Annotated in this window: 28 protein-coding genes and 1 riboswitch; of the genes, 11 read left to right on the top strand and 17 right to left on the bottom strand. The window is 65.3% G+C overall.

Going from position 1 to position 23,573, the window contains the following annotated elements; all coding sequences use genetic code 11:
* Positions 1 to 11: 11 nt before the first annotated feature.
* Positions 12 to 725, bottom strand: a complete 714-nt coding sequence (locus BLR94_RS15370; RefSeq protein WP_084307040.1) for an ABC transporter permease — start codon at positions 723 to 725, stop codon at positions 12 to 14.
* A gap of 296 nt (positions 726 to 1,021) precedes the next feature.
* Here BLR94_RS15370 and BLR94_RS15365 point away from each other — a divergent pair, with 296 nt between their 5' ends.
* Complete coding sequence (locus tag BLR94_RS15365) at positions 1,022 to 2,296, top strand: cation:proton antiporter (RefSeq protein ID WP_084307042.1); 1,275 nt, start codon at positions 1,022 to 1,024, stop codon at positions 2,294 to 2,296.
* A gap of 38 nt (positions 2,297 to 2,334) precedes the next feature.
* On the opposite strand, the gene BLR94_RS15360 is transcribed toward BLR94_RS15365, so the two are convergent.
* From BLR94_RS15360 to nrdR, 11 genes are all read right to left on the bottom strand, one after another.
* Positions 2,335 to 2,979 (bottom strand): retropepsin-like aspartic protease family protein, encoded by a 645-nt coding sequence (locus BLR94_RS15360; protein WP_084307044.1) that lies wholly within the window; start codon positions 2,977 to 2,979, stop codon positions 2,335 to 2,337.
* Between the two features lie 15 nt (positions 2,980 to 2,994).
* Positions 2,995 to 3,720 (bottom strand): type 2 periplasmic-binding domain-containing protein, encoded by a 726-nt coding sequence (locus tag BLR94_RS15355; RefSeq protein ID WP_084307046.1) that lies wholly within the window; start codon positions 3,718 to 3,720, stop codon positions 2,995 to 2,997.
* 13 nt (positions 3,721 to 3,733) lie between these two features.
* Entirely contained in the window at positions 3,734 to 4,267 is a 534-nt protein-coding gene (locus BLR94_RS15350) for a phosphatidylglycerophosphatase A family protein (protein ID WP_084307048.1), read from the bottom strand.
* A complete protein-coding gene (gene thiL, locus BLR94_RS15345; protein WP_084307143.1) occupies positions 4,260 to 5,225 on the bottom strand; it encodes a thiamine-phosphate kinase in 966 nt (321 codons plus the stop codon). Before thiL ends, BLR94_RS15350 begins: the two co-directional genes overlap by 8 nt.
* Positions 5,226 to 5,230: 5 nt before the next feature.
* The gene (nusB, locus tag BLR94_RS15340) at positions 5,231 to 5,713 is read right to left on the bottom strand and encodes a transcription antitermination factor NusB (protein ID WP_084307050.1); all 483 of its coding nucleotides are present in this window, start codon (positions 5,711 to 5,713) and stop codon (positions 5,231 to 5,233) included.
* Entirely contained in the window at positions 5,710 to 6,186 is a 477-nt protein-coding gene (gene ribH, locus BLR94_RS15335; RefSeq protein ID WP_084307052.1) for a 6,7-dimethyl-8-ribityllumazine synthase, read from the bottom strand. Before ribH ends, nusB begins: the two co-directional genes overlap by 4 nt.
* A gap of 100 nt (positions 6,187 to 6,286) precedes the next feature.
* Positions 6,287 to 7,375, bottom strand: coding sequence for a bifunctional 3,4-dihydroxy-2-butanone-4-phosphate synthase/GTP cyclohydrolase II (ribBA, locus tag BLR94_RS15330; RefSeq protein ID WP_084307054.1), 1,089 nt, complete (start codon positions 7,373 to 7,375; stop codon positions 6,287 to 6,289).
* A gap of 13 nt (positions 7,376 to 7,388) precedes the next feature.
* Positions 7,389 to 8,051, bottom strand: a complete 663-nt coding sequence (locus BLR94_RS15325; protein ID WP_084307056.1) for a riboflavin synthase — start codon at positions 8,049 to 8,051, stop codon at positions 7,389 to 7,391.
* Between the two features lie 12 nt (positions 8,052 to 8,063).
* Positions 8,064 to 8,525, bottom strand: a complete 462-nt coding sequence (locus BLR94_RS15320; protein ID WP_084307058.1) for a 6,7-dimethyl-8-ribityllumazine synthase — start codon at positions 8,523 to 8,525, stop codon at positions 8,064 to 8,066.
* Positions 8,526 to 8,616: 91 nt separating this feature from the next.
* Positions 8,617 to 8,773, bottom strand: a riboswitch (FMN riboswitch).
* 78 nt (positions 8,774 to 8,851) lie between these two features.
* Complete coding sequence (gene ribD, locus BLR94_RS15315; RefSeq protein ID WP_084307060.1) at positions 8,852 to 9,970, bottom strand: bifunctional diaminohydroxyphosphoribosylaminopyrimidine deaminase/5-amino-6-(5-phosphoribosylamino)uracil reductase RibD; 1,119 nt, start codon at positions 9,968 to 9,970, stop codon at positions 8,852 to 8,854.
* Between the two features lies 1 nt (position 9,971).
* Positions 9,972 to 10,436, bottom strand: a complete 465-nt coding sequence (gene nrdR / locus BLR94_RS15310; protein WP_084307062.1) for a transcriptional regulator NrdR — start codon at positions 10,434 to 10,436, stop codon at positions 9,972 to 9,974.
* Between the two features lie 136 nt (positions 10,437 to 10,572).
* Here nrdR and BLR94_RS15305 point away from each other — a divergent pair, with 136 nt between their 5' ends.
* From BLR94_RS15305 to trxA, 3 genes are read left to right on the top strand one after another with little or no spacing between them, the layout of a single operon-like run.
* Positions 10,573 to 11,010 (top strand): YbaY family lipoprotein, encoded by a 438-nt coding sequence (locus BLR94_RS15305; RefSeq protein WP_084307064.1) that lies wholly within the window; start codon positions 10,573 to 10,575, stop codon positions 11,008 to 11,010.
* The gene (locus BLR94_RS15300; protein ID WP_084307066.1) at positions 11,007 to 11,669 is read left to right on the top strand and encodes a class I SAM-dependent methyltransferase; all 663 of its coding nucleotides are present in this window, start codon (positions 11,007 to 11,009) and stop codon (positions 11,667 to 11,669) included. The genes BLR94_RS15305 and BLR94_RS15300 overlap by 4 nt, the downstream gene beginning before the upstream one ends.
* Before the next feature lie 60 nt (positions 11,670 to 11,729).
* Positions 11,730 to 12,602 (top strand): thioredoxin, encoded by an 873-nt coding sequence (gene trxA / locus BLR94_RS15295; RefSeq protein WP_084307068.1) that lies wholly within the window; start codon positions 11,730 to 11,732, stop codon positions 12,600 to 12,602.
* A gap of 180 nt (positions 12,603 to 12,782) precedes the next feature.
* Here trxA and BLR94_RS15290 read toward each other — a convergent pair whose 3' ends face one another.
* A complete protein-coding gene (locus BLR94_RS15290) occupies positions 12,783 to 13,145 on the bottom strand; it encodes a hypothetical protein (RefSeq protein ID WP_084307070.1) in 363 nt (120 codons plus the stop codon).
* A 121-nt stretch (positions 13,146 to 13,266) separates the two neighbouring features.
* Between BLR94_RS15290 and BLR94_RS15285 the strand changes: the two genes are divergently transcribed.
* The 5 genes from BLR94_RS15285 (at position 13,267) to BLR94_RS15265 (ending at position 17,482) form a co-directional block, all read left to right on the top strand.
* On the top strand, positions 13,267 to 13,854 hold the full coding sequence (locus BLR94_RS15285; RefSeq protein WP_084307072.1) for a DUF2796 domain-containing protein: 588 nt from the start codon (positions 13,267 to 13,269) through the stop codon (positions 13,852 to 13,854).
* Between the two features lie 128 nt (positions 13,855 to 13,982).
* Positions 13,983 to 14,690 carry an ABC transporter ATP-binding protein gene (locus BLR94_RS15280; protein ID WP_084307074.1) on the top strand — a complete coding sequence of 236 codons (708 nt, stop codon included), beginning with the start codon at positions 13,983 to 13,985 and terminating at the stop codon, positions 14,688 to 14,690.
* Position 14,691: 1 nt separating this feature from the next.
* Positions 14,692 to 15,954: an ABC transporter permease gene (locus BLR94_RS15275; protein ID WP_084307076.1), complete on the top strand. Its 1,263-nt coding sequence runs from the start codon at positions 14,692 to 14,694 to the stop codon at positions 15,952 to 15,954.
* Between the two features lie 189 nt (positions 15,955 to 16,143).
* Entirely contained in the window at positions 16,144 to 16,665 is a 522-nt protein-coding gene (locus BLR94_RS15270; RefSeq protein WP_084307078.1) for a DUF3299 domain-containing protein, read from the top strand.
* A gap of 124 nt (positions 16,666 to 16,789) precedes the next feature.
* Positions 16,790 to 17,482 carry an OmpW/AlkL family protein gene (locus BLR94_RS15265; protein ID WP_084307080.1) on the top strand — a complete coding sequence of 231 codons (693 nt, stop codon included), beginning with the start codon at positions 16,790 to 16,792 and terminating at the stop codon, positions 17,480 to 17,482.
* A 219-nt stretch (positions 17,483 to 17,701) separates the two neighbouring features.
* Here the strand turns inward: BLR94_RS15265 and BLR94_RS15260 are convergent, their stop codons facing one another.
* Entirely contained in the window at positions 17,702 to 18,631 is a 930-nt protein-coding gene (locus BLR94_RS15260) for an NAD-dependent epimerase/dehydratase family protein (protein WP_084307082.1), read from the bottom strand.
* A complete protein-coding gene (locus BLR94_RS15255) occupies positions 18,624 to 19,508 on the bottom strand; it encodes a sugar nucleotide-binding protein (RefSeq protein WP_084307084.1) in 885 nt (294 codons plus the stop codon). Before BLR94_RS15255 ends, BLR94_RS15260 begins: the two co-directional genes overlap by 8 nt.
* A gap of 386 nt (positions 19,509 to 19,894) precedes the next feature.
* Between BLR94_RS15255 and BLR94_RS15250 the strand changes: the two genes are divergently transcribed.
* Positions 19,895 to 20,242, top strand: coding sequence for a VanZ family protein (locus BLR94_RS15250; RefSeq protein WP_084307086.1), 348 nt, complete (start codon positions 19,895 to 19,897; stop codon positions 20,240 to 20,242).
* 45 nt (positions 20,243 to 20,287) lie between these two features.
* On the opposite strand, the gene BLR94_RS15245 is transcribed toward BLR94_RS15250, so the two are convergent.
* On the bottom strand, positions 20,288 to 21,340 hold the full coding sequence (locus tag BLR94_RS15245) for an NAD(P)-dependent alcohol dehydrogenase (protein WP_084307088.1): 1,053 nt from the start codon (positions 21,338 to 21,340) through the stop codon (positions 20,288 to 20,290).
* A gap of 169 nt (positions 21,341 to 21,509) precedes the next feature.
* On the opposite strand from BLR94_RS15245, the gene BLR94_RS15240 reads away from it, so the two are divergent.
* The gene (locus BLR94_RS15240) at positions 21,510 to 22,403 is read left to right on the top strand and encodes an AraC family transcriptional regulator (RefSeq protein WP_084307090.1); all 894 of its coding nucleotides are present in this window, start codon (positions 21,510 to 21,512) and stop codon (positions 22,401 to 22,403) included.
* A 49-nt stretch (positions 22,404 to 22,452) separates the two neighbouring features.
* On the opposite strand, the gene BLR94_RS15235 is transcribed toward BLR94_RS15240, so the two are convergent.
* Entirely contained in the window at positions 22,453 to 23,397 is a 945-nt protein-coding gene (locus BLR94_RS15235; RefSeq protein ID WP_084307092.1) for a helix-turn-helix transcriptional regulator, read from the bottom strand.
* Positions 23,398 to 23,573 lie beyond the last annotated feature (176 nt).

The raw sequence follows: 23,573 nt of genomic DNA, 5'->3' as shown, positions 1-23,573 counted from the left end.
CAAGGTCTCCATTAGCGGGCCAGGCCTCGCTCGAACCAGAAACGGCTGACCGCGGCCACCAGGCCGTCGAGCAGCAGCGCCAGCAGGGCAGTGGCTGCCGCGCCCAGAATCAGCAATGGCTGATCTTCCAGGGCGATGGCCGGAAAGATCAGACTGCCCAGGCTGTTGGCACCGATCAGAAAAACCAGTGGTGCCGTGCCGACATTCAGCGCCAGCGCAACCCGCACGCCGCCAACGATGATCGGCACGGCATTGGGCAACTCGACCTGCCAGAGCACCTGGCCGGGTGTCATGCCGATACCGGTGGCCGCTTCCTTCAGCGAACCCGGCACGTTGCGCAGACCTTCATAGGTGTTACGCACGATGGGCAGCAACGAGGCGAGAAACAGGGCGAGCACCGCCGGGCCATTGCCGATCCCGACGATGGACAGGGCGATCGCCAGCACCGCCAGCGGCGGCACGGTGTTGCCCACGTTGAACACCTGCATGATGCGCTCGGCACTGTGCTCGCGCCCCGGTCGACTGAGCAGGATGCCGGCGGGGACTCCCACCGCCAACGCTGCGAACATCGACAGGAACACCAGGTACAGGTGCGCCTGCAGGTAGAAGATGAGGTCTTCGCGGTGCGAAGCGAGCACTGCGGGGGTGATCCAGTGGATCAGCAAGGCCAGTACCGCAACCAGCGCCACAGCGCCCAGCAGCACCTTGCCCAAGCTTTTCAGCATGTTTTGACTCCAATCGACGACGGGCAGAGGCCCGTCGAGTTGGCCATACGCGTTGCGCGCCAGCCATCAAATACCGGAAGGAGAAACTCGTTTGCCAGATAGCCTGCATGCATCTGCAAACAGCACCGGCGGCCTCCCGGCCCACGTGTACTCGACCCTTATGCACCGCCCTGGTTCAACCTTCTTGCCATTGTTCTGCCATGCAGCACTGCCACACATCCGGTTACAAGACAGCTATCATAAGGCCTCAAGGGTGTTCGCCGGGACGGCGCGCACCAGCCCCCGAAGGAGACCCCGTGCTCGACCTCGTAGCCGCTTTCATCGTTCTCACCACCCTGCTCACCTACGTCAACTACCGCTTCATCCGCCTGCCGCCTGCCATCGGGGTGATGGCCACCGCGCTGATCTTCTCGCTGATCGCTCAGGGCCTGAGCCAGCTCGGTTACCCGCTGATCGAGCTCGAGGCGCAGCAGATCATTCGCCGTATCGATTTCTCCGACATCCTGATGACCTGGTTCCTGCCGGCACTGCTGTTCGCCGGAGCGCTGCACGTGGACCTCAGCGACCTGCGCAGCTACAAGTGGCCCATCGGCCTGCTGGCCACCGTCGGCGTGTTGATCGCCACCAGTGTGATCGGCACCCTGGCCTACTCCATCTTCGCCCTGTTCGGCTGGCACGTGGACTTCATCTACTGCCTGCTGTTCGGCGCACTGATCTCGCCTACCGACCCGATCGCGGTGATGGGCATTCTCAAGTCGTCGGGCGCACCGAAGCCGCTGGCGACCACTATCGTCGGCGAGTCGCTGTTCAACGACGGCACGGCGGTGGTGGTGTTCACCATCCTGCTCGGCATCCTGCAACTGGGCAGCACACCGACGCTCGGCGCGGTGAGCTGGCTGTTCATCCACGAGGCAGTGGGCGGCCTGCTGTTCGGCGCGGCCTTGGGCTACGGGGTGTTGCTGATGCTGCGCAGCATCGATCAGTACCAGGTCGAAGTGATGCTCACCCTGGCCCTGGTGTTCGGCGGTGCGGCACTGGCTTCGCGCCTGCACGTTTCCGGGCCGATCGCCATGGTGGTGGCCGGCCTGATCATCGGCAACCTGGGCCGCAAGCATGCGATGTCGGACGAATCGCGCCGCTACGTGGACGGCTTCTGGGAGCTGATCGACGAAATCCTCAATGCCCTGCTGTTCGCCCTGATCGGCCTGGAACTGCTGCTCCTGCCGTTTTCCTGGCTGCACATCGTCGCCGCCCTGGTACTCGGCGCCGCCGTGTTGGTGGCGCGCCTGCTCACCGTGGCACCGGCCATCGTGATCATGCGCCGCAGCGCTGGCGGGCGCCGACAGGTATCCCACGGGGCGATCCGTATCCTCACCTGGGGCGGCTTGCGCGGTGGCGTGTCGGTGGCCCTGGCACTGTCGTTGCCGCTGGGCGAGGAGCGTGACCTGCTGCTGAGCCTGACCTACATCGTCGTGCTCACCTCGATCCTGCTGCAGGGATTGTCCATAGGCCCGCTGGTCAGCCGGCTGTACCGCGACGTGCCGCGAGCGCCTGTCGACGATCACCACTGACCAGGAAGGCTGGCGATGAAGCTATCGCCAGCCTCAATTCAAAGGCGAGACTCGAGTACCAGCAGGTTGTTCTCCACTCGCCAGCCGACCCGGTTGAGAAAACTCATGCCCAGCAGCGCTTCGCTCGGCGAGGCGCCCTCCAGTACCACCGCCTCGACACCCAGCACCTGCAGCGCCCCGACGCTTACCTTGTCCAGGGTCACGCGCCAGCCACGGGCAGTGCCGCTGGCGGTGCTGACCTGGATCGGCTGGCCACGCGTGCGGTAGTCGATGCCGAGGCGACGGGCGTGGTTTTCATTGAGGGCCACCGACGTGGCACCGGTATCGACCAGGAATTGCTGCGAGCGGCCATTGATCGCGCCTTCGGCCCAGTAATGCCCGCCGTTGCCGCGGGCGATGCTGAGGGTCTGCTTGCGCGCTTCGGCGAAACCGCTGGTGTTGTATTCACGGCTGAGGCCGTAGCTGCGCTCCACGCCGTCGACCCGCAGCACGGCGCTGCGGCTGTCGGCACTCACCACCTGCACGCCGCCCGGCCCACTCTGCCCAACGCGCACCAGTTTGCGCTGGCCGTCCACCGAAATCACCGCGGCGCCTGGAAACAGGCCGACCACCTGGACCTGCGGTGCAGCCAGCACCAACGAAGCTGCCAGCAGGCCGGCCAGACCACAGAACACCTGACGCATCCTTGCCTCTCTCATCTAATCGAAGGGATAGTGCTGGCCCCAGCGCTCGAAGACCGGGCGCAAGGCGTCCCGTTCGACCAGCTCGGCCATCCGCTGGTCGTACAGCTTCGCCAGGGCCTGGCCCCGCGCATTATCGGCGAAGCCGATGTACAAGGGCAGGCGTATCAGGTCGGTGACCCGGTATTTCGAGGCGTCGGCAGCCCCCGCGAGCACGGCCATGACCTCGGGCTGGGCGTCGATGTAATAGTCGGCATGGTCGTACGCGAGCATCGGCAGGATGCCGCCACGGCGCAACAGCTCGTCGTAGTGGCCGAGGCCGGGAATATAGCGCTGGTACTCGTAGCCGCGCATCCACACCAGACGCGAAGTGGCCAGCGTCTCGCGGTCCGGCAGGGGCTTGCTGGTCAGGCTCAGGGCGCTGATCAGGTCCGAATCGTAGTGCCAGGTCGGGTACACCACACTACCGTCGACTTCGTTCTGGTAAGACGCCACCCAGGCATCCGCCTCGCCGCGTTTGACCAGGCCGACGGAACGGGTATAGGGCACGATCTGCATGTCCAGCCTGACGCCCGCAGGCTCGAACACCAGACGCAACACGTCCCAGGACAACCCCGTACCGTCGGCATTGATACGATCAACCCAGACATCGCTGGCCATGCGGATGTTGCCGGGCAGGGCGCTGCCCGCCTGAGCGCAGGCGCCGAGCGCCAGCAGCAGGGCCAGCCAGAAACCGCGGATCATCGTACCCCCAGGCTCAGGCGAAGCCCAGGTTGGCCGCCAGGCCGTTGCTCCATCCCCACACCAGTACCTGCATGGCCAGCCAGGCGAACACCCCGGCCAGCACGTCGTCGAGCATGATGCCGAAACCACCGTGCACGTGCCGGTCGATCCAGCGAATCGGCCACGGCTTGAGCACATCGAAGAAGCGGAAGACCAGGAACCCCACCAACACCCAACCCCACCCTTCCGGAACCAGCCACAGGGTGATCCACATGCCGACCATCTCGTCCCAGACGATGCCTTCGTGGTCGTGCACGCGCAGATCCTCGGCCACCTTGCCACACAGCCAGACACCGAACAGCATGGTGACCCCCAGCATCAGCCAGTAGCCCCAGTCGGGCAGCATCTGCCACAGCGGAATGAACGGCACCGCGACCATCGAACCCCAGGTGCCCGGCGCTTTCGGCAGGGTGCCGGAGCCGAAACCGAAGGCCAGGAAATGCAAGGGATTGCGCCACACGGAGGGCGGCACGAACTCGGCGGGGACTTGCTTGGGATGATCAGTCACGTTGCGATCCGAAATGTTGGTAGCCCCGCACCAGCGGCTGGATGGCTCGGCCGTCTGCGCCCAGCAGGACCACGCCCTGCCCGGCCTCGACGCGACCGATCACATGCACAGGCTGCCCCATGGCACGCAGCCCGTCCAGTGCCTCGACAGGCAGAGTAAAGGCAAGCACGTAGTCATCGCCACCGGCAAGCGCCAGCTGGCGGGCCGTTTCGTCGCCAGCACAGGCCAGCAGGGCTGCCGACAGAGGCAGGCGTTGTTGTTCGACGATCAATGCCACACCCGATGCGCGGGCGATATGCTCGCAGTCGGCGAGCAGGCCGTCGGAGATGTCCAGCGCCGCCGTGGCCACGCCACGCAAGGCCTGGCCAAGTACCAACTGCGGTGACGGCGACCAGTAGTGCGCCAGCAACTCACGGCTACCGCTCTGCTCCTCACGCTCACCGAGCACGAAGGGCAAGGCCCCCGCCGCATCGCCTAGCGCGCCACCGACACACAGCAGATCACCTGGGCACGCACCGGAGCGGGTCAGCGCAAGGCCCTTGGGCACCCGGCCGAATACGGTGAGAGTCAGGCTCAACGGCCCGCGGGTGGTATCACCACCGATCAGGCGCACGCCGCACTGGCGCGCCATGCTTTCCAGCCCGGCGGTGAAATCCGCCAGCCAGTCAGGAGAAACATCGGGGAGAGTCAGGGCCAGGGTGAACGCCAGAGGCGCCGCGCCCATGGCGGCCAGGTCACTGACCGAAACAGCCAGGGCGCGCTGGCCGAGCAATCGGCCAGCAGCATCTGCAGGGAAATGCACGCCTGCGACCAGCGTGTCGGTGGAGACCGCCAACTGTTCACCGGCGGGCACTTCCAGCAGGGCGCAGTCATCGCCGATCCCCAGCGCCACACCATCGGCCGCCTGCGCACAGGCCGCAGCGGCGAAGTAATGGCGGATCAGCTCGAACTCGCCCAACACGCTCAGCGCTTGCTGTTGAAGTCGCGGACTTCGTCAGCACGCAGCTTCGGCGCCAGTTTGTCCAGCACGCCGTTGACGAACTTGTGCCCGTCGGTGGCACCGAACACCTTGGCCAGCTCGATGCCTTCGTTGATCACCACGCGGTACGGCACGTCGAGGCGGTTACGCAGCTCGTAGGTGGACAGGCGCAGGATGGACAGCTCGACCGGGTCGATCTCCTCCAGCGGACGATCGAGCAAGGGCTCGAAGGAACTGTCGATCTCGGTCTTCTGACGCGGCACGCCGTGCAGGATCTCGTGGAAGTAGGCGCCATCGACCGCGCTGAAGTCGTTGTCGACGCGGAACTGCGCCTCGATCTCGTTGAGCGCCTGCCCGGCGATGTGCCAGGCGTACAGCGCCTGCATGGCCAGGGTGCGCGCCTGGCGGCGAGCCAGTACCTTGGCGCTCGGACCCTTTTTGACCGGCTTGTTGTCGTTCTGGCTCACTTGGCCTCCAACTGCGCCAGCAGGCTGACCATTTCCAGCGCGGACAGGGCCGCTTCGGCGCCCTTGTTGCCGGCCTTGGTACCGGAGCGCTCGATGGCCTGCTCGATGGAATCGACGGTCAGTACGCCGAAGGCCACTGGTACGCCGAACTCCATGGATACCTGGGACAGGCCCTTGGTGCATTCGCCCGCCACGTATTCGAAGTGCGGCGTGCCGCCCCGGATCACCGCGCCGAGGGCAATGATCGCGGCGTACTCGCCGCGCTGGGCGACTTTCTGCGCGACCAAGGGGATTTCGAAAGCGCCCGGCGCGCGGATGAGGGTGATGTCGCTTTCGCTGACGCCATGCCGCACCAGGGCGTCGACGGCGCCGCTGACCAGGCTTTCGACCACGAAGCTGTTGAAACGGCCGACCACCAGGGCGAAGCGGCCCTCGGGAGCGATGAAAGTACCTTCGATGGTCTCTAGTGTCATAGCGAGTTCTCGAGCTGTCTTTAAAGAGCCAGGGCATGCCGTGGCAGGCCCTGAAAATGGTGTCGGTGAGGCAGGCATGGCCCACCGCGCGGGTCACCCGTTATTTCGGGGGCAGGTATTCTACAACTTCCAGGTCGAAACCGGATATCGCGTTGAACTTCATCGGCGCACTCATCAGGCGCATCTTGCGCACCCCGAGGTCACGCAGGATCTGCGACCCGGCACCGACCGTGCTGTAGGTACTCGGCGCCTTGCTGGTGGCACCATCCGCCTCGCGGATGTGCGCCAGCACTTCGTCGCCATCCAGCGAGTGGCCGAGCAGCAGCACCACGCCGCTGCCGGCACTGGCCACTTCGGTCATCGCCGCGCGCAGGCTCCAGCGGCCGGGCTGGCGGACCATCAGCAGGTCGCGCATCGGATCCATGTTGTGCACCCGCACCAGGGTCGGCTGTTCCGGACAGATGCTACCCAGGGTCAGGGCCATGTGCACGTCGCCTTCCACCGAATCACGGAAGGTCACCAGGTTGAACTGGCCCACTTCGCTGTCCAGCGGCTGTTCGGCGATACGCGTCACCGTGCGCTCGTGGATCAGCCGGTAGTGGATCAGGTCGGCGATGGTGCCGATCTTGATGCCGTGCTGCTCGGCGAACGCTTCCAGCTCCGGGCGCCGCGCCATGGTGCCGTCGTCGTTCATGATCTCGCAGATCACTCCGCTCGGTTCAAAGCCCCCCATCCGAGCCAGGTCGCAGGCCGCCTCGGTGTGCCCGGCACGCGCCAGGGTGCCGCCGGGCTGGGCCATCAACGGAAAGATATGGCCGGGGCTGACGATGTCTTCGGCAACCGCGTTCTTCGCGGCAGCAGCCTGCACGGTGCGAGCGCGGTCAGCGGCGGAGATACCGGTGGTGACGCCCTCGGCGGCTTCGATGGAAACGGTGAACTTGGTGCCGAAACCCGAGCCGTTGCGCGGCGCCATGAGGGGCAGCTTGAGGATTTCGCAACGCTCGCGGGTCATCGGCATGCAGATCAGGCCGCGGGCGAAGCGCGCCATGAAGTTGATGTGCTCGGCGGTCACGCATTCCGAGGCGATGATCAGGTCGCCTTCGTTCTCGCGGTCTTCGTCATCCATGAGGATGACCATCCTGCCGGCGCGAATGTCTTCGACCAGCTCTTCGATACTGTTGAGTGCCATGGTGGCGGTGTCCTCAATGCTTCAGGTAGCCGTGTTCGGCGAGAAAACCTTCGGTGAGCCCGGCACTGCTGGGCTCGGCCGCCTTGTCACCAAGCAGCAGGCGCTCCAGATAACGGGCCAGCAGATCGACCTCGAGGTTCACCCGACGCCCGGGGCGGTAGTCGGCCATGATGGTCTCGGCCAGGGTATGCGGCACGATGGTCAGCTCGAACTCGGCGCCATCCACGGCGTTCACCGTCAGGCTGGTACCGTCGACGGTGATCGAGCCCTTGTGGGCGATGTACTTGGCCAGCTCGCGCGGGGCGCGAACCCTGAATTGGATGGCACGGGCGTTCTCCTCACGGGAGACGATCTCGCCGACGCCATCGACATGGCCGCTGACCAGGTGCCCCCCCAGGCGAGTGGTGGGCGTCAGCGCCTTTTCCAGGTTGACCCGGCTGCCACTCTTGAGGTCGATGAAAGCGGTGCGCGCCAGGGTTTCGCGACTGACATCGGCCCAGAAGCCGTCGCCCGGCAACTCCACCGCGGTCAGGCACACGCCATTGACCGCGATGCTGTCGCCCAGCACGACATCACCCAGGTCGAGCTTGGCGGTCTTGACATAGACACGCACGTCGCCGCCCTTGGGAGTGATGGCGGCGATGCTGCCGATGGATGCGATGATTCCGGTGAACATAAGGGTTCCTCGTCAGACCGGCAGTTCTTTGAGCTTGCGCAGCGTATCGGCGCAGGTGCGCGCGGCTTCGGCGCCCTTGACCAGGAAGTGCTCGCGGAAGAACGTCTGGTGCTCTTCACCGGCATGGAAATGATGAGGCGTGAGTACTGCCGAGAACACCGGCACGTCGGTTTCCAGTTGCACCTGCATCAGGCCCTCGATCACTGCCTGGGCGACGAACTCGTGGCGGTAGATGCCACCATCGACCACCAGCCCGGCCGCGACGATGCCAGCATAGCGGCCGCTCCTGGCCAGGCGCTTGGCGTGCAGGGGAATTTCGAAGGCGCCGCTGACTTCGAAGCAGTCGATCTCGCTCGCGGCATAGCCCTGGCGCTGCATTTCTTCGAGGAAGGCGTTACGGGACTGATCGACGATTTCGCGGTGCCAGCAGGCTTGCACGAAGGCCACCCGGCGCACGTGAGAAGCAATGGACATGTTCAACTCCTGTTTATGGTTAAAACAGGGCAGCTTGGATCGATAGGGACATTACGGACGTCGGCAGCCGCAAGGGCGCCTTGTCAGGCAATCCCGCTCTCTCTTCATCCGGACTATACCGTCGGCTCCGGAATCGCACCGGATCTGCTCGACCCCGGGCGGCTGGTGCCGTACCGGGCGCTCGCGGGCTAGGTGCGTTGCGCACCATTACCGCCGGTGGGGAATCGCACCCCGCCCTGAGAACGTTTGGCCACGCTGTGCGGCCGACAGGCGTTTTACCACAGTTGCCGTGGCGGTGCACGGTGGGCGTGCCCCAGCGGCGACGCTCAGTCGCCGGAATCGGGCACCGCGATGATGCGCCAGTCATCGCCCACGGCACGCATGTCGACGATCTTCAATGGCTTGGCCTCGACCATCCGCGCCAGGGGTAGGTCGAGCAGGGGCCTGGCGCTGGAGCCAAGGAATTTGGGCGCGACGAACAGCTGGTATTCATCGACCAGCCCCAGGCGGGCGAACGCACCGGCCAGCTTCGGCCCGGCCTCGACCAGCACTTCGTTGGCGCCCCGGCCCGCCAATTCCAGCAGCAGCTTGCGCAGATCGACATGGCCGTTGTTGCCGGGCATCGCCAGCAGTTCGTGGCCGTCGTCGAGATAACGGTCGCGCGACGTCGCCGCCGCGCAGGTCGCCACCAGTGCCGGCCCGACCTGGAAGAACGGTGCACTCAGCGGTACCCGCAAGCGCCCGTCGATCAGCACGCGCAATGGCGGGCGAGCCTGGGCCAGCGCCGTGAGCTCGGCGCCCAGGCCCAGTTCGTCGGGGCGCACGGTCAGGCGCGCCCCGTCAGCCAGCACGGTATCGGCGCCACTGAGCACCACGCTCGAACGCGCGCGCAGTCGCTGTACCGCCGCGCGTGCGGCGGGCCCGGTGATCCACTGGCTTTCGCCGCTGGCCATGGCGGTGCGCCCGTCCAGGCTCATGGCCAGCTTGACCCGCACCAGCGGCAGGCCCTTTTCCATGCGTTTGACGAAGCCGGCATTCAGCGTCCGCGCCTCGCTTTCCAGCACGCCGCTGTACACCGAGATACCGGCGTTCATGAGTCTCAGCAGACCGCGGCCAGCCACCTGCGGATTGGGATCCTGCATGGCCGCCACCACCCTGGCGACGCCCGCCCCGACCAAGGCATCGGCGCAGGGCGGCGTGCGCCCGTGGTGGCTGCAGGGTTCGAGGGTGACGTAGGCGGTAGCGCCACGTGCCTTGTCACCCGCCTGACGCAGCGCATGGACCTCGGCATGAGGCTCGCCAGCCTTGGCGTGCCAGCCCTCACCGACGATCTTGCCGTCGCGCACGATCACGCAACCGACACGGGGATTGGGGTGGGTGGAATACAGACCCTTGCGCGCCAGTTCGAGGGCACGGGCCATGAATGCCTGATCGCTGGTGCTCATCTCAGTCCTGGCTGGGCTCGCGGGAAAGACGGTCGATTTCCTCACGGAATTCGTTGAGATCCTGGAAGCGCCGGTACACCGAGGCGAAGCGAATGTAGGCCACTTCGTCGAGCTTCTGCAGTTCGGTCATCACCAGCTCGCCAAGCACCAGCGACTTGATCTCGCGCTCGCCGGTGGCCCGCAGGCGGTGCTTGATATGGGCGATGGCCGCCTCCAGTCGCTCGATGCTCACCGGGCGCTTCTCCAGGGCGCGCTGCATGCCTGCGCGCAGCTTCTCCTCGTCGAAAGGCTGGCGGCTGCCATCCTGCTTGATCAGACGCGGCATCACCAGTTCGGCGGTCTCGAATGTGGTGAAGCGTTCGCCACAGGCCAGGCACTCCCGGCGGCGACGCACCTGATCGCCTTCGGCGACCAGACGCGAATCGATGACTTTGGTGTCGTTGGCAGAGCAGAACGGGCAATGCATGGTCGGGACAGCCAGGCGGGAAAGCCCGCATGGTAGCGCATCCCCCCGGCTCGCTGCCAAGCGCCGCGGGGCCACTTTCCTTTGCATTCGCCGGTGGCTATGGGGAGAATCCAGGCATCGCCCCGAGGATCTGTCCATGCCATTGCGCCCGCTCGCCCTGCTCAGTCTCACCGCCTTGCTTGTCGCCTGTGCCAGCGAAACACCGCCCCCCGCCCCACCACCCGCAGCGCCTGTGCCGAAACAGGAGCCTGCGGCAACACCGGCACACCTGCGTGAACTCACCGGCACGCTACTCGACGTACCGGCAGGGGCCGATGTGGAACTGGCGCTGCTGACCATCAACGAGCGCGGTCTGCCGCACAAGCTGCTGGGCAACATCCAGCTGCGCGGCACCGGTGCGCCGCTGCCATTCCGCCTGCAGTTCAACCCCGAGAACTTCGATCAGGGCATCCGCGTGGAACTGCGCGGTCGCGTCCATCAATCGGGCACGCTGGTGCTGCACATGCCCAGCCAACTGATCCGCCAGCCACAAAGCCAGGCGCTCGGCGAAGTACGCGTAACGCCCGCGCTGTGACCCCACCGCCCCACCTGCAGGCGGCACTCGGCGAGCTGCTCGGCGACGCCCGCCTGAGCGCGACAACCCTGCCAGGCACCGACCTGCGCCTGTGGTTGATCGACCCGGCGAACATGGATCGCTGCTTCAGCCCCGAGGAAACCCGGCAGATCCTCGAGAAGCCACCCTACTGGTGCTTCTGCTGGGCCAGCGGCCTGGTACTGGTGGACTGGCTGGCCCGGCACCCGGAGTGGGTGCGTGGCAAGCGGGTACTGGATGTCGGCGCTGGCTCCGGCGTGGCAGCCATCGCTGCCGCGCGGGCAGGCGCGACGCAGGTGGTGGCCTGCGATCTGGATCCGCTGGCCCTGGCGGCCTGCCGGGCCAACGCCGCACTCAACGGCGTGCAGCTCGAGTACTCGAGCGATCTGTTCGCGGAACGCCGTGACTACGACCTGGCGATCGTCGCCGACGTACTCTACGACCGCGCCAATCTGCCCCTGCTCGACCGCGTTCTCGAACATGCCCGCCAGGTGCTGGTGGCCGATTCAAGAGTGCGGGATTTCAGTCACCCCGCCTACCACCGCATCGCCGGCCTGCAGGGCTGCACCTGGCCGGATCTGGCAGAACCGGAAACCTTCCGCCACGTCAGCCTCTATCATGCCGACGGCGGCCCCTTGTAGCCGCGCACCTGCACACGGATTTATAGTCATACCCACTTTTCGCCCGGACAGAGACCGACCATGAGCGACACCCCGTACATCTTCGATATCAATGGCGCCGTCCAGTTTGAACAGCTGGTGATCGAGAACTCGTTCAGCAAGCCGGTCCTGGTGGATTTCTGGGCCGACTGGTGTGCGCCGTGCAAGGCGCTGATGCCGCTGCTGACGCAGATCACCGAGGGCTACCAGGGCGAGCTGCTGCTGGCCAAGGTCAACTGCGATATCGAACAGGAAATCGTCGCGCGCTTCGGCATCCGCAGCCTGCCGACCGTGGTGCTGTTCAAGAATGGCCAGCCGGTCGACGGCTTCCAGGGCGCGCAACCCGAGTCGGCGATCCGCGCCCTGCTGCAACCCCATGTCCCCGAACCTCAGGCGCCCGAGGCCGATCTGCTGGAAGTCGCCCAGCAAGCCTTCGCCGATGGCCGCATCGGCGAGGCCGAAACCCTGCTCAAGCAAAAGCTCGGCGAGGACAATGGCAATGCTGGCGCACTGATTCTGTATGCACGCTGCCTGGCAGAGCGCGGCGAACTGGGCGAGGCGCAACAGGTACTCGATGCGGTCCAGGGTGATGAACACAAACAGGCCCTGGCCGGTGCCCGCGCGCAGCTGACCTTCTTGCGTGAAGCGGCCGAGCTGCCGGATGCCGCCACACTGAAGAGTCGCCTGGCGCAGAACGCCGAGGATGACGAAGCCGCCTACCAGTTGGCCATTCAGCAGCTCGCCCGCCAGCAGTACGAGCCGGCCCTGGACGCCCTGCTGAAACTCTTCGTGCGCAACCGCAACTACGCCGACGGCCTGCCCCACAAGACGTTGCTGCAGGTGTTCGACCTGCTCGGCAACGATCATCCACTGGTGACCACCTACCGCCGCCGGGTGTATCAGGCGCTCTACTGAGCCCCTTAACCGTAACCCGCCGACGTAGCCTGGCGTTGAGCGCAGCGATACCCAGGGCACCTACCAGCACGTAGCCTGGGTTGAGCTCAGCGATACCCGAACATTCTCCCGGGTATCGCTGAGCTCAACCGCGGGCTACAGATGCGGCCCGTGCCGTGCGTAAACACGGCTCTTGCCGCGTCAACTCGAGGCCTCTGGCTGCCCGACCCAGCAATAAACCGGCGCATCCGGGCCGGTTTCCATGCGCACCTGCTGGCAATGACGCAGGCGCACCAACAACCGCTTGCCCGCCACCTCACCGCCAGCCAGCGCGGCCAGTTGCGCCAGCAACTGCGGCCCCTCGATGCGTCCGGCACGGCGCAACAGCTCCAGCACCGTTTGCCATTGCCCGTCCTGATCAGGCTGAACGGCCTGCGCCGGCGCCTCGGCCGGGCTCGGCGCGGTCAGCGGAACGGCGGCCGCCAACTGCGCCCAGTCCTGGGGATCGAGCTCCACCGTCAAATCCACCGGCCAGTCGCCGATCCGTCCACGTATACGCACCATCACCACCTCCGAACTTTCCGGATGCCATGCTCCCACAGGCAGGCAAACCAAGCATCCCCTCTATCTCGGCCCATAAATTTGTTATAACGTATCAATACCTTTCACGCACCGGAGCCCTCTCATGCGCCGCCTACTGCTCGCCCTGCCCTTCGCCCTGCTTCCCCTGGCCGCTGCTCACGCGCAGAACCATGACCACGATCACGACCATGAACACGGTAGCCTCGGCAAGCATGAGCACGGCGTCGCCACGCTGAACGTCGCGCTCGAGGGCAGCGAGCTGGAGATCGAACTGGAAAGCCCGGCCATGAACATCGTCGGCTTCGAGCACGCGGCAACCAGCGAGGCCGACAAGAAAACCGTCGCTGCCGCTCGCGCTCTGCTGGAAAAACCACTCGCGCTGTTCAGCCTGCCCGCTGCTGCCGGTTGCAGCCTCACCGAGCATGAACTGAAAAGCCCGCTGTTCGGCAACGACGACCACGACCACGACCACGATGAAGATGCTGCCGGCCACGATCACGATCATGAGCACAGCGATATCGATGCCGACTACAGCTTCACCTGCAAACAGCCGGACGCCCTGAAGACGCTCGACCTGTCGGCCTTCTACAAACAGTTCCCGGCGACCCAGAAGATCAACGTGCAACTGATCGGCCCAAGCGGCCAGCAGGGCGTCGAGTCGACGCCGGCCAATGCACAGCTGAAGTTCTGATCCGCTTGGCGGATGCCTCCTGCTGGAGGCGTCCGCATTCGCACATGCCATGCAACACCCCTCGGGTCAGCATTTCGCGCCCATGACTGGCACACTTGCCCCCGTCATCTCCATCGCCAGCAGCCCCCATGACCTCAGCACTGATCGAACTCACCGACCTCGGCTTCGCCTGGCCCGGCCAGGACGAGCTTCTGGATATTCCGAACTTTCATCTGCAGCGCGGCGAGACCCTGTTCCTCAAGGGCCCCAGCGGCAGTGGCAAGACCACCCTGCTCGGCCTGCTCGGCGGCGTGCAGAAGCCTGGCCGAGGCAACATTCGCCTGCTCGGCGAGGACCTCGCCGCCCTCTCGGCCGCGCGCCGGGATCGTTTCCGCGTCGACCACACCGGCTACATCTTCCAGCAATTCAACTTGCTGCCCTTTCTCAGCGTTCGCGCCAACGTCGAGCTGCCCTGCCGCTTCTCCAAGCTCCGCGCACAACGTGCGGCGCAGCGCTATGGCAGCGTGGATCAGGCTACCAGCCGCCTGCTGGAACACCTGGGCCTGCGCCCCGAGCTGCTCGAGCGGCGCGCCGACTCGCTGTCCATTGGCCAGCAGCAACGCGTAGCCGCCGCCCGCGCACTGATCGGCCAACCGGAACTGGTGATCGCCGACGAACCGACGTCGGCGCTGGACGCCGATGCACGTCAGGCTTTCCTCGGGTTGCTGTTCGGCGAATGCCGTGATGTCGGCGCCAGCCTGCTGTTCGTCAGCCACGACCAGAGCCTGGCCACGTTGTTCGACCGCAGCCTGTCGCTGGCTGAACTCAACCGCGCCAGCAAGCCCCTGGAGGTCTGAGGTGTTCCTGTTACGACTCGCTTTGGCCAGCCTGGCCAACCGCCGCTTCACCGCTCTGCTCACGATCTTCGCCATCGCCCTGTCGGTGTGTCTGCTGCTCGCGGTGGAGCGAGTGCGCACCGAAGCCCGGGCCAGCTTCGCCAATACCATCAGCGGCACCGACCTGATCGTCGGCGCCCGTTCCGGCAGCGTGAACCTGCTGCTGTACTCGGTGTTCCGCATCGGCAACGCCACCAACAACATCCGCTGGGACAGCTTCGAGAAGCTCGCCGCACACCGCCAGGTCGACTGGGCCATCCCGATTTCCCTGGGCGACTCGCACCGCGGCTACCGGGTGATGGGCACCGACGTGGGTTATTTCGACCATTACCACTACGGTCGTGGCCAGGCATTGCAGGTTGCCCAGGGCGAACGCTTTCATGATCTGTTCGATGTGGTGCTTGGCGCCGAAGTGGCCCAGGCCCTGAACTACAAGCTCGGCGACAAACTGGTGCTGTCCCATGGGGTGGCGGCCATCAGCCTGCAGCAACACGATGACAAGCCGTTCGTGGTCAGCGGCATCCTCGCCCGCACCGGCACGCCGGTGGATCGCACCCTGCATATTTCCCTGGAGGGCATGGAGGCGCTGCACGTCGACTGGCAGAACGGTGTCCCCGCCCGCAGTGCTGGCAAGATCAGTGCCGAACAGGCCCGCGAGATGAATCTGCAGCCCAAGGCCATCACCGCGGTGATGCTCGGTCTGAAGAGCAAGATCGCCACTTTCGCCGTCCAGCGCGAGGTCAACGAGTACCGTGGCGAACCGCTGCTGGCGATTCTCCCCGGCGTTGCCCTGCAGGAATTGTGGAGCCTGATGGGCACGGCGGAGAAGGCGCTGTTCGTGGTGTCGCTGTTCGTCGTGCTGACCGGATTGATCGGCATGCTCACGGCCATCCTCACCAGCCTCAACGAGCGGCGCCGGGAGATGGCCATCCTGCGTTCGGTGGGCGCACGGCCGTGGCATGTCGCCAGTTTGCTGATCCTCGAAGCCTTCTCCCTGGCCGTGGCTGGCGCGGTCGCCGGTGTCGCCCTGCTGTACGGCGGCATCGCCAGTGCACAGGGCTATGTGCAGGCCAACTACGGGCTGTATCTGCCATTGAGTGCACCGACACCCTATGAGTGGACGCTGCTCGGCGCTATTCTGGCGGCCGCTCTGCTGATGGGCTGCGTACCGGCCTGGCGGGCCTATCGGCAGTCGTTAGCAGATGGTCTTTCCATCCGCCTCTGAGAACCTACTCACGATCGGCTGCGCGTCGGCCCTGCGGCGTTGAAAACAAGCTCGGAAAGCTCATTTACATCGGTAAACTCCGCTTCCTCGCTTATTTTCGCCTTGCAGGGCTCTAGCTCGCACAATCGTGAATAGGTTCTGAATATTCGGAGCCGGCAGCGGGGCCGTTTTCAATCAAGAGGTAGTTCCATGTTCCGCGCCCTGCTCATCGCCCTTCTCATGACCCTGGCGGCTCCGCTGTGGGCAGCCGAACTGCGTACGCTGAACTGGCAGGAGCTGATCCCCAAGGATGCACCGCCGCAGATCGCCCAGATGACGCCGATGCATGACATGTCGCAGTTGGGCGACGCGCTGTCCGAAGGGGGCGCCGCTTCTCTGCAGCAGTTTCCGTCCGCACCGGTGGTCCAGTCGATGGACGGCCGGCAGGTCAAGATTCCGGGCTACATCGTGCCGCTGGACGTGACCGAGGAAGGCCGCGTCACCGAGTTCCTGCTGGTGCCGTACTTCGGCGCCTGCATCCACGTGCCGCCACCACCCTCCAACCAGATCATCCATGTCACCGCCGAACTGGGCGTGCTACTCGACGCGCTATACCAGCCGTTCTGGATCGAGGGCCCACTGAAGGTCGAGCACAGCAGCAGCGAGCTGGCCGAGGTCGGCTACCAGATGGCAGCGGACAAGATCTACCCCTACGAGCTGCCGGCCAACTGACACCGTGGCAAAAGGTCGCACCCCGTACCCCCCCCTGGCATTGAGCTGAGTCAAGGGATAGCCGACCAGGGCGTCTAAGCTGGAGTCATCCGAGATTACTCGCATGACCCGTTAGGAGCTCACCATGTACAAGTCGCTGTTCTCTGCCTCGCTGATCGCCCTGGCGCTGGCGGCCCCTGTGGCGCAGGCGCACCAGGCTGGAGATATTCTGGTTCGCGCAGGCGCCATCACGGTCAATCCGGAAGCCGACAGTTCCACGATCAAGGTCGATCGCGGCGGTCTCGCCGGTGCCGACCTGGGCGGCAAGGCGACCATGAGCAGCGACACCCAGCTGGGCCTCAACTTCGCCTACATGCTCACCGACCACCTGGGCCTCGAACTCCTCGCCGCCAGCCCCTTCGAGCACGACGTGAAGATCAAGGGTACGGCGCTGGACGCCGCCAACGGCAAACTCGGCACCCTCAAACACCTGCCGCCCACCCTGAGCCTGGTGTACTACCCGCTGGATGCCAAGTCGGCCTTCCAGCCCTATGTCGGCGGCGGCATCAACTACACCTGGATCTACGACGAGCACGTGGGCAGCAGCGCCACCGCGGCCGGCTTCGACAACTTCCGGGCGAAGAACTCCTGGGGCCTGGCCTGGCAGGTGGGTGCGGACTACATGCTGACCGACAACCTCATGATCAACGCCCAGGCTCGCTACATCGATATCGATACCACCGCCTACGTGAACAACACGGCACTGGGCGTGCGCGCCAAGGTCGATGTGGACGTCGATCCGTTCGTCTACATGGTCGGCCTGGGCTACAAGTTCTAAGAACCTGATCAAGCCCGCCATAAGACGATAGCGAACAATCAGCGTTCGCCATCGTGGGAGCGCGCCATGCGCGCGAATTGCGGGCGCGGCCCGCTCCCGGATGGGCGGGCGGCGATCCGCTTTAGCCCACCAGATCGAATGCCCCCTTACGTCTTGTCAAAGACCCATAACGCAGAAAGCCGGCATTGCCGGCTTTCTGCGTTTCAGGGATATGGCGGCTCAGCTATTGAGCAACGCAGCCAGCCCGTCGCGCAACGTGGTCTGCGCCGGCAACTGGTAGTGCTCGGCCAGGCGGCCGTTGTCTGCACGGGAATGACGGATATCGCCCGGGCGTGGATCGAGGTGGGTAACCGCCGGCAGGCCACCGAGCAGTTCGCCGATCTGCGCCAGCAGTTGCTTGAGGCTCACCGTCTCGTTCCAGCCGACATTCACCGCCCCCTGAGCGACTTGCTCGGCATCCAGCGCCTGCAGCAGCAACTCGACCAAATCGGCGACATAGAAGAAATCGCGGGTCTGCTCGCCGTCGCCGAATACGCTGATCGGCAGGCCCTGCAGGGCCCGCTGGGTGAAGATGCTGATCACCCCGGAATACGGCGAAGAGGGATCCTGGCGCGGGCCGAAGACGTTGAAGAAGCGAAAGATCGCCGGCTCCAGGCCATGCTGGCGCGCGTAGAACTGCAGATAATGCTCGCTGGCCAGCTTGTCCGCCGCATAGGGGGTCAGCGGCGCCGTGGCGGTGCTTTCGTCGATCGCCTGGCCCGCGCCATTGTTGCCATACACCGCGGCGCTGGAGGCGAATACCATACGTCGCACGCCGTGCTCGCGCATGGCCTCGCAGATGTTCAGGGTACCGATGAAATTACTCTGGTGGGTGCTGACCGGATCGTCCACCGACGCCTGCACCGACGCCACGGCGGCGAGATGCACCACCGCGCCACAGCCGGCCACGGCCCGACTGACGAGCCCGGCGTCCGCCACGTCGCCTTCGATGAAAGCCAGCCGCGGATCGTTCACCGGCAGATTGGCCAGCTTGCCCATGGACAGATTGTCCAGCACGCGTACGCGGTGTCCGCGCGCCAGCAGGGTATCGACCAGGTTGGAGCCGATGAATCCGGCACCGCCGGTAACCAGGATGGGCCGATCAGACATGGCGATAATAGTGCTCCAGCAGGCTCGGTAGTCCGGCGCGCCAGGCGCGCGGCTTGACACCGAAGGTATGAAGGATCTTCTTGCACGACAGCACCGCGTGCTGTGGCTCCTCGGCGGCGTCTGCCCGTACGGCGTGAGCCTGTCCGGCGATATCCTCGAGCAGGTTGTGGCGCAGGTGCCGTGCTTCGCTCAGGATCGCCTGGCCGAGCGCCAGCGAGGTGGTCGCCTCGTGGCCACCGTAGTGATAGGTGCCCCAGAGCGGCGCGGCACAGTCGAGTTGCTTGAGCACCGCGAGGATGACGCGGGCGGCGTCGTCCACCGGGGTCGGGTTGCCACGCCGGTCATCAGACAGGAACAGCGCCTCCTCGCTTTCCGCACGGCGCAGAAAACGGGCCAGCAAGCCGTCCGGGCTATCATCGAGCAACCAGCCGAAACGCAGCAGCACATGCCGTGGGCACGAGGCTCGCACGCTCTGCTCCATGCGCGTCAGCACCTGCCCACGCAAGCCGAGCGGGTGCGCCTCGTCCTTTTCGTTGTAAGCGGTGGCACGGGTACCGTCGAAGACGCGATAGCTGGACGGCTGCAGCAGGCGAATGTCGTGGTGCTGGCAAAGCTCGGCCAGGCGCTCCACGGCACGCTCCTGGGCAGCGAAGCGCTCTTCACCGACCTGCTCGGCCTGGAACCAGTCGAAGTAATAGGCGAGGTTGATCACCACGTCGGGGCGGGTATCGTCGACCAGTTGGGTCAGGCTGGCAGCATCCCAACCCTGGGCAGGCGGGCGGGGAGCGAGAAAACCGATGTCTTCTTCGGCTCCCAGGCGAATCAACGCCCGACCCAGCGTACTGCCACCACCCAGCAACAACAGGCGCATGCGCATAAGAGAAACTAAGACTCCACAATCAGGTTCAGGCTCACGCAAGCGGCGCGGATAAGGCTCGCTGTCGAACAAACCATTGAAAGACCACCTCGGCCCTGGCTCCCTGCGCCACGCTACCTCTACCGCCTGCATCCATGAACGCGCGTTGCCATCGGTGTCAGGACAGGCCCAACATACCTGCTTATCGCTCGCCACCAGCGCCTTCGTGCCGTTACCGGCCTGACGCTGGCTACCTCGCTTGGGCTTTCAACAGCCAGGCATGGCCGGCATTTTGCTGTTTTTACCCGGCGCCGTCACCCACGGGCTTTATCTTGACGCCCGACAGGCGCCTGCAGACACCTGCGAAACAACCGGCGGCGCGGATCGCGAAGAAAAAGGAACGCTACATGAGCAAACTGTTATTCCTGGCCTGCTGTGCGGTGATGGCCTACGGCCTTTTCCGCCCGGAACCGCCGCCGGATCTGTTCGAGGAGTCGGACAAATTCCTCCACCTGGCGGCGTTCACCGGCCTGGCCCTGGTCAGCCGCATCGCCTTTGCCCGCACTCCGGGCTGGCTGCTGTGGGGCCTGCTGTACCTCCAGGCGCCGCTGCTGGAGTGGCTGCAGCACAGCCTGCAACCGCACCGCGAGTTCAGCCACCTGGACATCCTCGCCAACCTGTGCGGCATCAGCATCGCCCTGGCCCTGTGGATCGCCTACGACCAGGTGCGCCGTCGCCTGCTGGATGCCGCGTGAAGGAGACGCCGTAGCCACCTCGACCGGCGCGAACCGGCCTGGCTCTCAGTCTCCGAGCGTGGCCATGTCGATGACGAAGCGGTACTTCACGTCACCGGCGATCATGCGTGCGTAGGCTTCGTTGATCCGGCGGATGTCGAGCAACTCGATATCGCAACTGATGCCATGGGCGGCGCAGAAATCCAGCACTTCCTGGGTTTCTGCGACGCCGCCGATCAGCGACCCGGCCAGTACTCGTCGCTTCATCACCAGCAGCTCGGCCTTCAACGCAGTATCCAGCGGCTCGATCAGCCCGACCAGAATGTGCACACCGTCGAACCTGAGGGTTTCCAGGTAGGGATTCAGGTCGTGGGGCACCGGGATGGTGTCCAGCAGGAAATCGAAATGCCCGGCGGCCGCCTGCATCTGCGCCTCGTCGGTGGAGACGATGACGTGATCGGCGCCCTGGCGTTGCGCCTCGTCAGCCTTGCCTGGCGAGCGGGTAAACAGCGTCACTTCCGCGCCCAGCGCCTTGGCCAGCTTGATCCCCATGTGCCCCAGCCCGCCCATGCCGAGAATGCCGACGCGATCCCCCGCCTTGACCCCATGCAGTTTGAGTGGCGAGTAGGTAGTGATGCCCGCGCAGAGGATCGGCGCCGCGCCAGCCGGATCCATCCCCTCGGGAATGCGTACCACGAAATGCTCACTGACCACGATGCTGCTCGAGTAGCCCCCCATGGTGTTGCCGCCATCGATACGGTCCGGCGAGGCATAGGTCATCGTCGGGCCTTGCAGGCAGTACTGTTCCAGGTCGCGGCGGCACGCCTCGCACTGGCGGCAGGAATCGACCATGCAGCCGACCCCCACCATGTCACCCACGGCATACTGTCTGACATCGCCACCAATGGCGGTGACCCGGCCGACGATCTCATGGCCAGGCACCAGCGGGTAGACGGCGATGCCCCATTCATCGCGGGCCTGGTGAATGTCCGAATGGCAGACACCGCAGTAGAGGATCTCGATGACCACATCGTCGGCACGCGGCTGACGGCGCTCGAACGTAATCGGGGCGAGAGGGGTGGAGGCCGACTGGGCGGCGTAACCGATGGCTTTGAACATGGCGCTTCTCCGCGGGTGGAAAGGCCGCGCATTGTCCCTGCCAAAGACACCCGTGCCGATGGGCATTTCTCCGCGACTCATGCCCAATCCTCCGGCATGCATCGGTTTCGGCGAAAGTAGTTAGCAGATCTGCCACCATAGGCATGTCCAATCGTCCGGCGACCAGCCCATGTCCGACGCCACCAATGCCGCCCTCTGCGCCCTCATCCGTCCGCTCGCCACACGCCCGGGCTTCGTCGACACCCGCCTGCCGGGCGTGCAGGTGCTGTCCTGGGATCACTATGTCGCCAGCAGCCCGCAGATCTACGAACCGAGCCTGATGATCCTCGCCCAGGGCCGCAAGCTCGCGCGTCTTGGCCCACGCACCCTGGAATACGGCGCCGGGCATTACCTGGTGCAGGCGCTGTCGGTGCCCTTCCTCTGCGAAACCTTCGCCACCAAGGAAGCGCCGCTACTGGGCGTGGCGGTGGCGATCGACCCGTTGGTACTCGGCGAGCTGGTACAGAGCATGGACCTGCCAGCGGATCGGGCGATCCGCGCCCAGACCCCGGAATCGATGACCTCGGTCGCCCTCGCCCCTGCCATGGGCGAGAGTGTCGAGCGCCTCCTGCGCTGCCTGCACGACGAGCAGGACTGCCGGGTGCTGGGGTCGGCACGGCTACGCGAAGTGCTGTACATGGCCTTGAAGGGCGACCAGGCCAGTGCCCTGCGCGCACTGGTCGAACAGCAGGGCGCCTTCGCGCGCATCGCCGCCTCGCTGACGCACCTGCGCACGCACTACGCCGAGGCGCTGACCATCGATGAACTGGCCAGCCGCGCCAACATGAGCCAATCGACCTTCCACGAGCATTTCAAGCGCACCACGCTGCTTTCGCCGATGCAGTACCTCAAGCGCGTTCGCCTGCTCAAGGCTCAGCAGATGCTGATGGGCGAAGGCCTCGGCGTGGCACAGGTGGCGCATCGGGTCGGCTACCAGAGTGCCTCGCAGTTCAGCCGCGAATACAAACGTCATTTCGCCCGGCCACCCACCGACGAATCCCCCTACCGGCCACTGCCGGCCTGAACCGCTGCCCGTTCGCCCGGGCCATCCGCGTATCAGCTGCAGCAAGGGCTCACTCAGTGCCCGGCGGGTGCCCGAAGTGAGCCTTGTACGCATGGTTGAAATTGGCGGGGTTGGCGTACCCCAGGCGGTAGGCGATCTGCGCCACCTGCCATTTGCGCTGGCGCAACAGGGTACGTGCCAGCTCCATGCGCTGTTGGCGCAGGTACTGCAACATCGACTGCCCGAAGACCTGAGCGAACGCCCGACGCAGGGTGGTCTCGCCGACGCCCAGCTGCCGGGCCAGGGCCTGGCTGCCCGGCGGTTCGGCCAGATTGTCATCCAGCAACCGACGGGCCTCGTGGGCCAGGTCGAGCTGTCCGCGCACCGGCTGCTGCGCAGTGGCCGTGCGACCCTTGTGCTGTGCGGCCAGCTCGACCAACACCGCCAGGCTCAGGCTCTCCTGGTGCAGGCGCTCCATCACGCCGTGATAGGGCGACTGGTACAAGCGCTGTAACAGGCCACCCAACGCCCGACCACGCGATAGCTCGGTGAAACGGATATCCGCCTGCAGCAGGTCGAGCAGTGGCAGCAGCTCGCCATCCTCCTCAACCAACTGATGCAGGTAGTCGCCCGCGATGCGCAACCCGGCCATGCGCGCGTGACTGCCGGCAGGCAGTTGGTCCACCGCCTCGGCGGCCTCGTTCAAGCCCAGTACCTGGGGCGTACCTGGCATGTAACTGTGCAATTGCCCATCCACGCGATGCTCCCACCGGCCATCGAGCACATGCACGATACACAGGCCACCAGGCAGTACCTTGTCGATGCGCAAGGGCTCGGGAAAACACAGGTCGCAATCGAAATACTGCAGGTGAGGACGAACGGTTCGTGCCCGGTAGTGGCCGATGGCGCTGCCGATCACCCGGCGTGCGCTGTCGTCGAGGACCCCGGCCTGGGCGATGGCACCTGGGTGGTCGTAGCAGAACTGGGTATCGAGGTAGGGGGTCCAGCTGTCCATCAAAGGGGGCGTGTCCGTGGGAACCAGATGACAGGGGGCATCCATGGTAACGCCATCGGCTGCTGACCGTCAGTGATTGTGGCAAAGCGCGTCTTTGTTGTGGGCAGCAACCACGGCGCTAGCCAATACGCAGGGCGTTGACTTCAATGTCCGCCTCTGACCGTAAAGGAACACCA

It is taken from the genome of Phytopseudomonas flavescens (assembly GCF_900100535.1).
Classification (GTDB): Bacteria; Pseudomonadota; Gammaproteobacteria; order Pseudomonadales; family Pseudomonadaceae; genus Aquipseudomonas; species Aquipseudomonas flavescens.
Note: the sequence above shows the minus strand (reverse complement) of the source record. Positions and strands in the feature narration are given on the sequence as shown.

What these genes read in the sequence shown, in the direction of transcription:
- BLR94_RS15370 (WP_084307040.1), bottom strand. Translation starts at nt 725, where the DNA reads ATGCTGAAAAGCTTGGGCAAGGTGCTGCTGGGCGCTGTGGCGCTGGTT.
- BLR94_RS15360 (WP_084307044.1), bottom strand. Translation starts at nt 2,979, where the DNA reads ATGCGTCAGGTGTTCTGTGGTCTGGCCGGCCTGCTGGCAGCTTCGTTG.
- BLR94_RS15355 (WP_084307046.1), bottom strand. Translation starts at nt 3,720, where the DNA reads ATGATCCGCGGTTTCTGGCTGGCCCTGCTGCTGGCGCTCGGCGCCTGC.
- ribH (WP_084307052.1), bottom strand. Translation starts at nt 6,186, where the DNA reads ATGACACTAGAGACCATCGAAGGTACTTTCATCGCTCCCGAGGGCCGC.
- ribBA (WP_084307054.1), bottom strand. Translation starts at nt 7,375, where the DNA reads ATGGCACTCAACAGTATCGAAGAGCTGGTCGAAGACATTCGCGCCGGC.
- BLR94_RS15325 (WP_084307056.1), bottom strand. Translation starts at nt 8,051, where the DNA reads ATGTTCACCGGAATCATCGCATCCATCGGCAGCATCGCCGCCATCACT.
- BLR94_RS15320 (WP_084307058.1), bottom strand. Translation starts at nt 8,525, where the DNA reads ATGTCCATTGCTTCTCACGTGCGCCGGGTGGCCTTCGTGCAAGCCTGC.
- ribD (WP_084307060.1), bottom strand. Translation starts at nt 9,970, where the DNA reads ATGAGCACCAGCGATCAGGCATTCATGGCCCGTGCCCTCGAACTGGCG.
- nrdR (WP_084307062.1), bottom strand. Translation starts at nt 10,436, where the DNA reads ATGCATTGCCCGTTCTGCTCTGCCAACGACACCAAAGTCATCGATTCG.
- BLR94_RS15305 (WP_084307064.1), top strand. Translation starts at nt 10,573, where the DNA reads ATGCCATTGCGCCCGCTCGCCCTGCTCAGTCTCACCGCCTTGCTTGTC.
- trxA (WP_084307068.1), top strand. Translation starts at nt 11,730, where the DNA reads ATGAGCGACACCCCGTACATCTTCGATATCAATGGCGCCGTCCAGTTT.
- BLR94_RS15290 (WP_084307070.1), bottom strand. Translation starts at nt 13,145, where the DNA reads ATGGTGCGTATACGTGGACGGATCGGCGACTGGCCGGTGGATTTGACG.
- BLR94_RS15285 (WP_084307072.1), top strand. Translation starts at nt 13,267, where the DNA reads ATGCGCCGCCTACTGCTCGCCCTGCCCTTCGCCCTGCTTCCCCTGGCC.
- BLR94_RS15280 (WP_084307074.1), top strand. Translation starts at nt 13,983, where the DNA reads ATGACCTCAGCACTGATCGAACTCACCGACCTCGGCTTCGCCTGGCCC.
- BLR94_RS15270 (WP_084307078.1), top strand. Translation starts at nt 16,144, where the DNA reads ATGTTCCGCGCCCTGCTCATCGCCCTTCTCATGACCCTGGCGGCTCCG.
- BLR94_RS15265 (WP_084307080.1), top strand. Translation starts at nt 16,790, where the DNA reads ATGTACAAGTCGCTGTTCTCTGCCTCGCTGATCGCCCTGGCGCTGGCG.
- BLR94_RS15260 (WP_084307082.1), bottom strand. Translation starts at nt 18,631, where the DNA reads ATGTCTGATCGGCCCATCCTGGTTACCGGCGGTGCCGGATTCATCGGC.
- BLR94_RS15255 (WP_084307084.1), bottom strand. Translation starts at nt 19,508, where the DNA reads ATGCGCATGCGCCTGTTGTTGCTGGGTGGTGGCAGTACGCTGGGTCGG.
- BLR94_RS15250 (WP_084307086.1), top strand. Translation starts at nt 19,895, where the DNA reads ATGAGCAAACTGTTATTCCTGGCCTGCTGTGCGGTGATGGCCTACGGC.
- BLR94_RS15245 (WP_084307088.1), bottom strand. Translation starts at nt 21,340, where the DNA reads ATGTTCAAAGCCATCGGTTACGCCGCCCAGTCGGCCTCCACCCCTCTC.
- BLR94_RS15240 (WP_084307090.1), top strand. Translation starts at nt 21,510, where the DNA reads ATGTCCGACGCCACCAATGCCGCCCTCTGCGCCCTCATCCGTCCGCTC.
- BLR94_RS15235 (WP_084307092.1), bottom strand. Translation starts at nt 23,397, where the DNA reads ATGGACAGCTGGACCCCCTACCTCGATACCCAGTTCTGCTACGACCAC.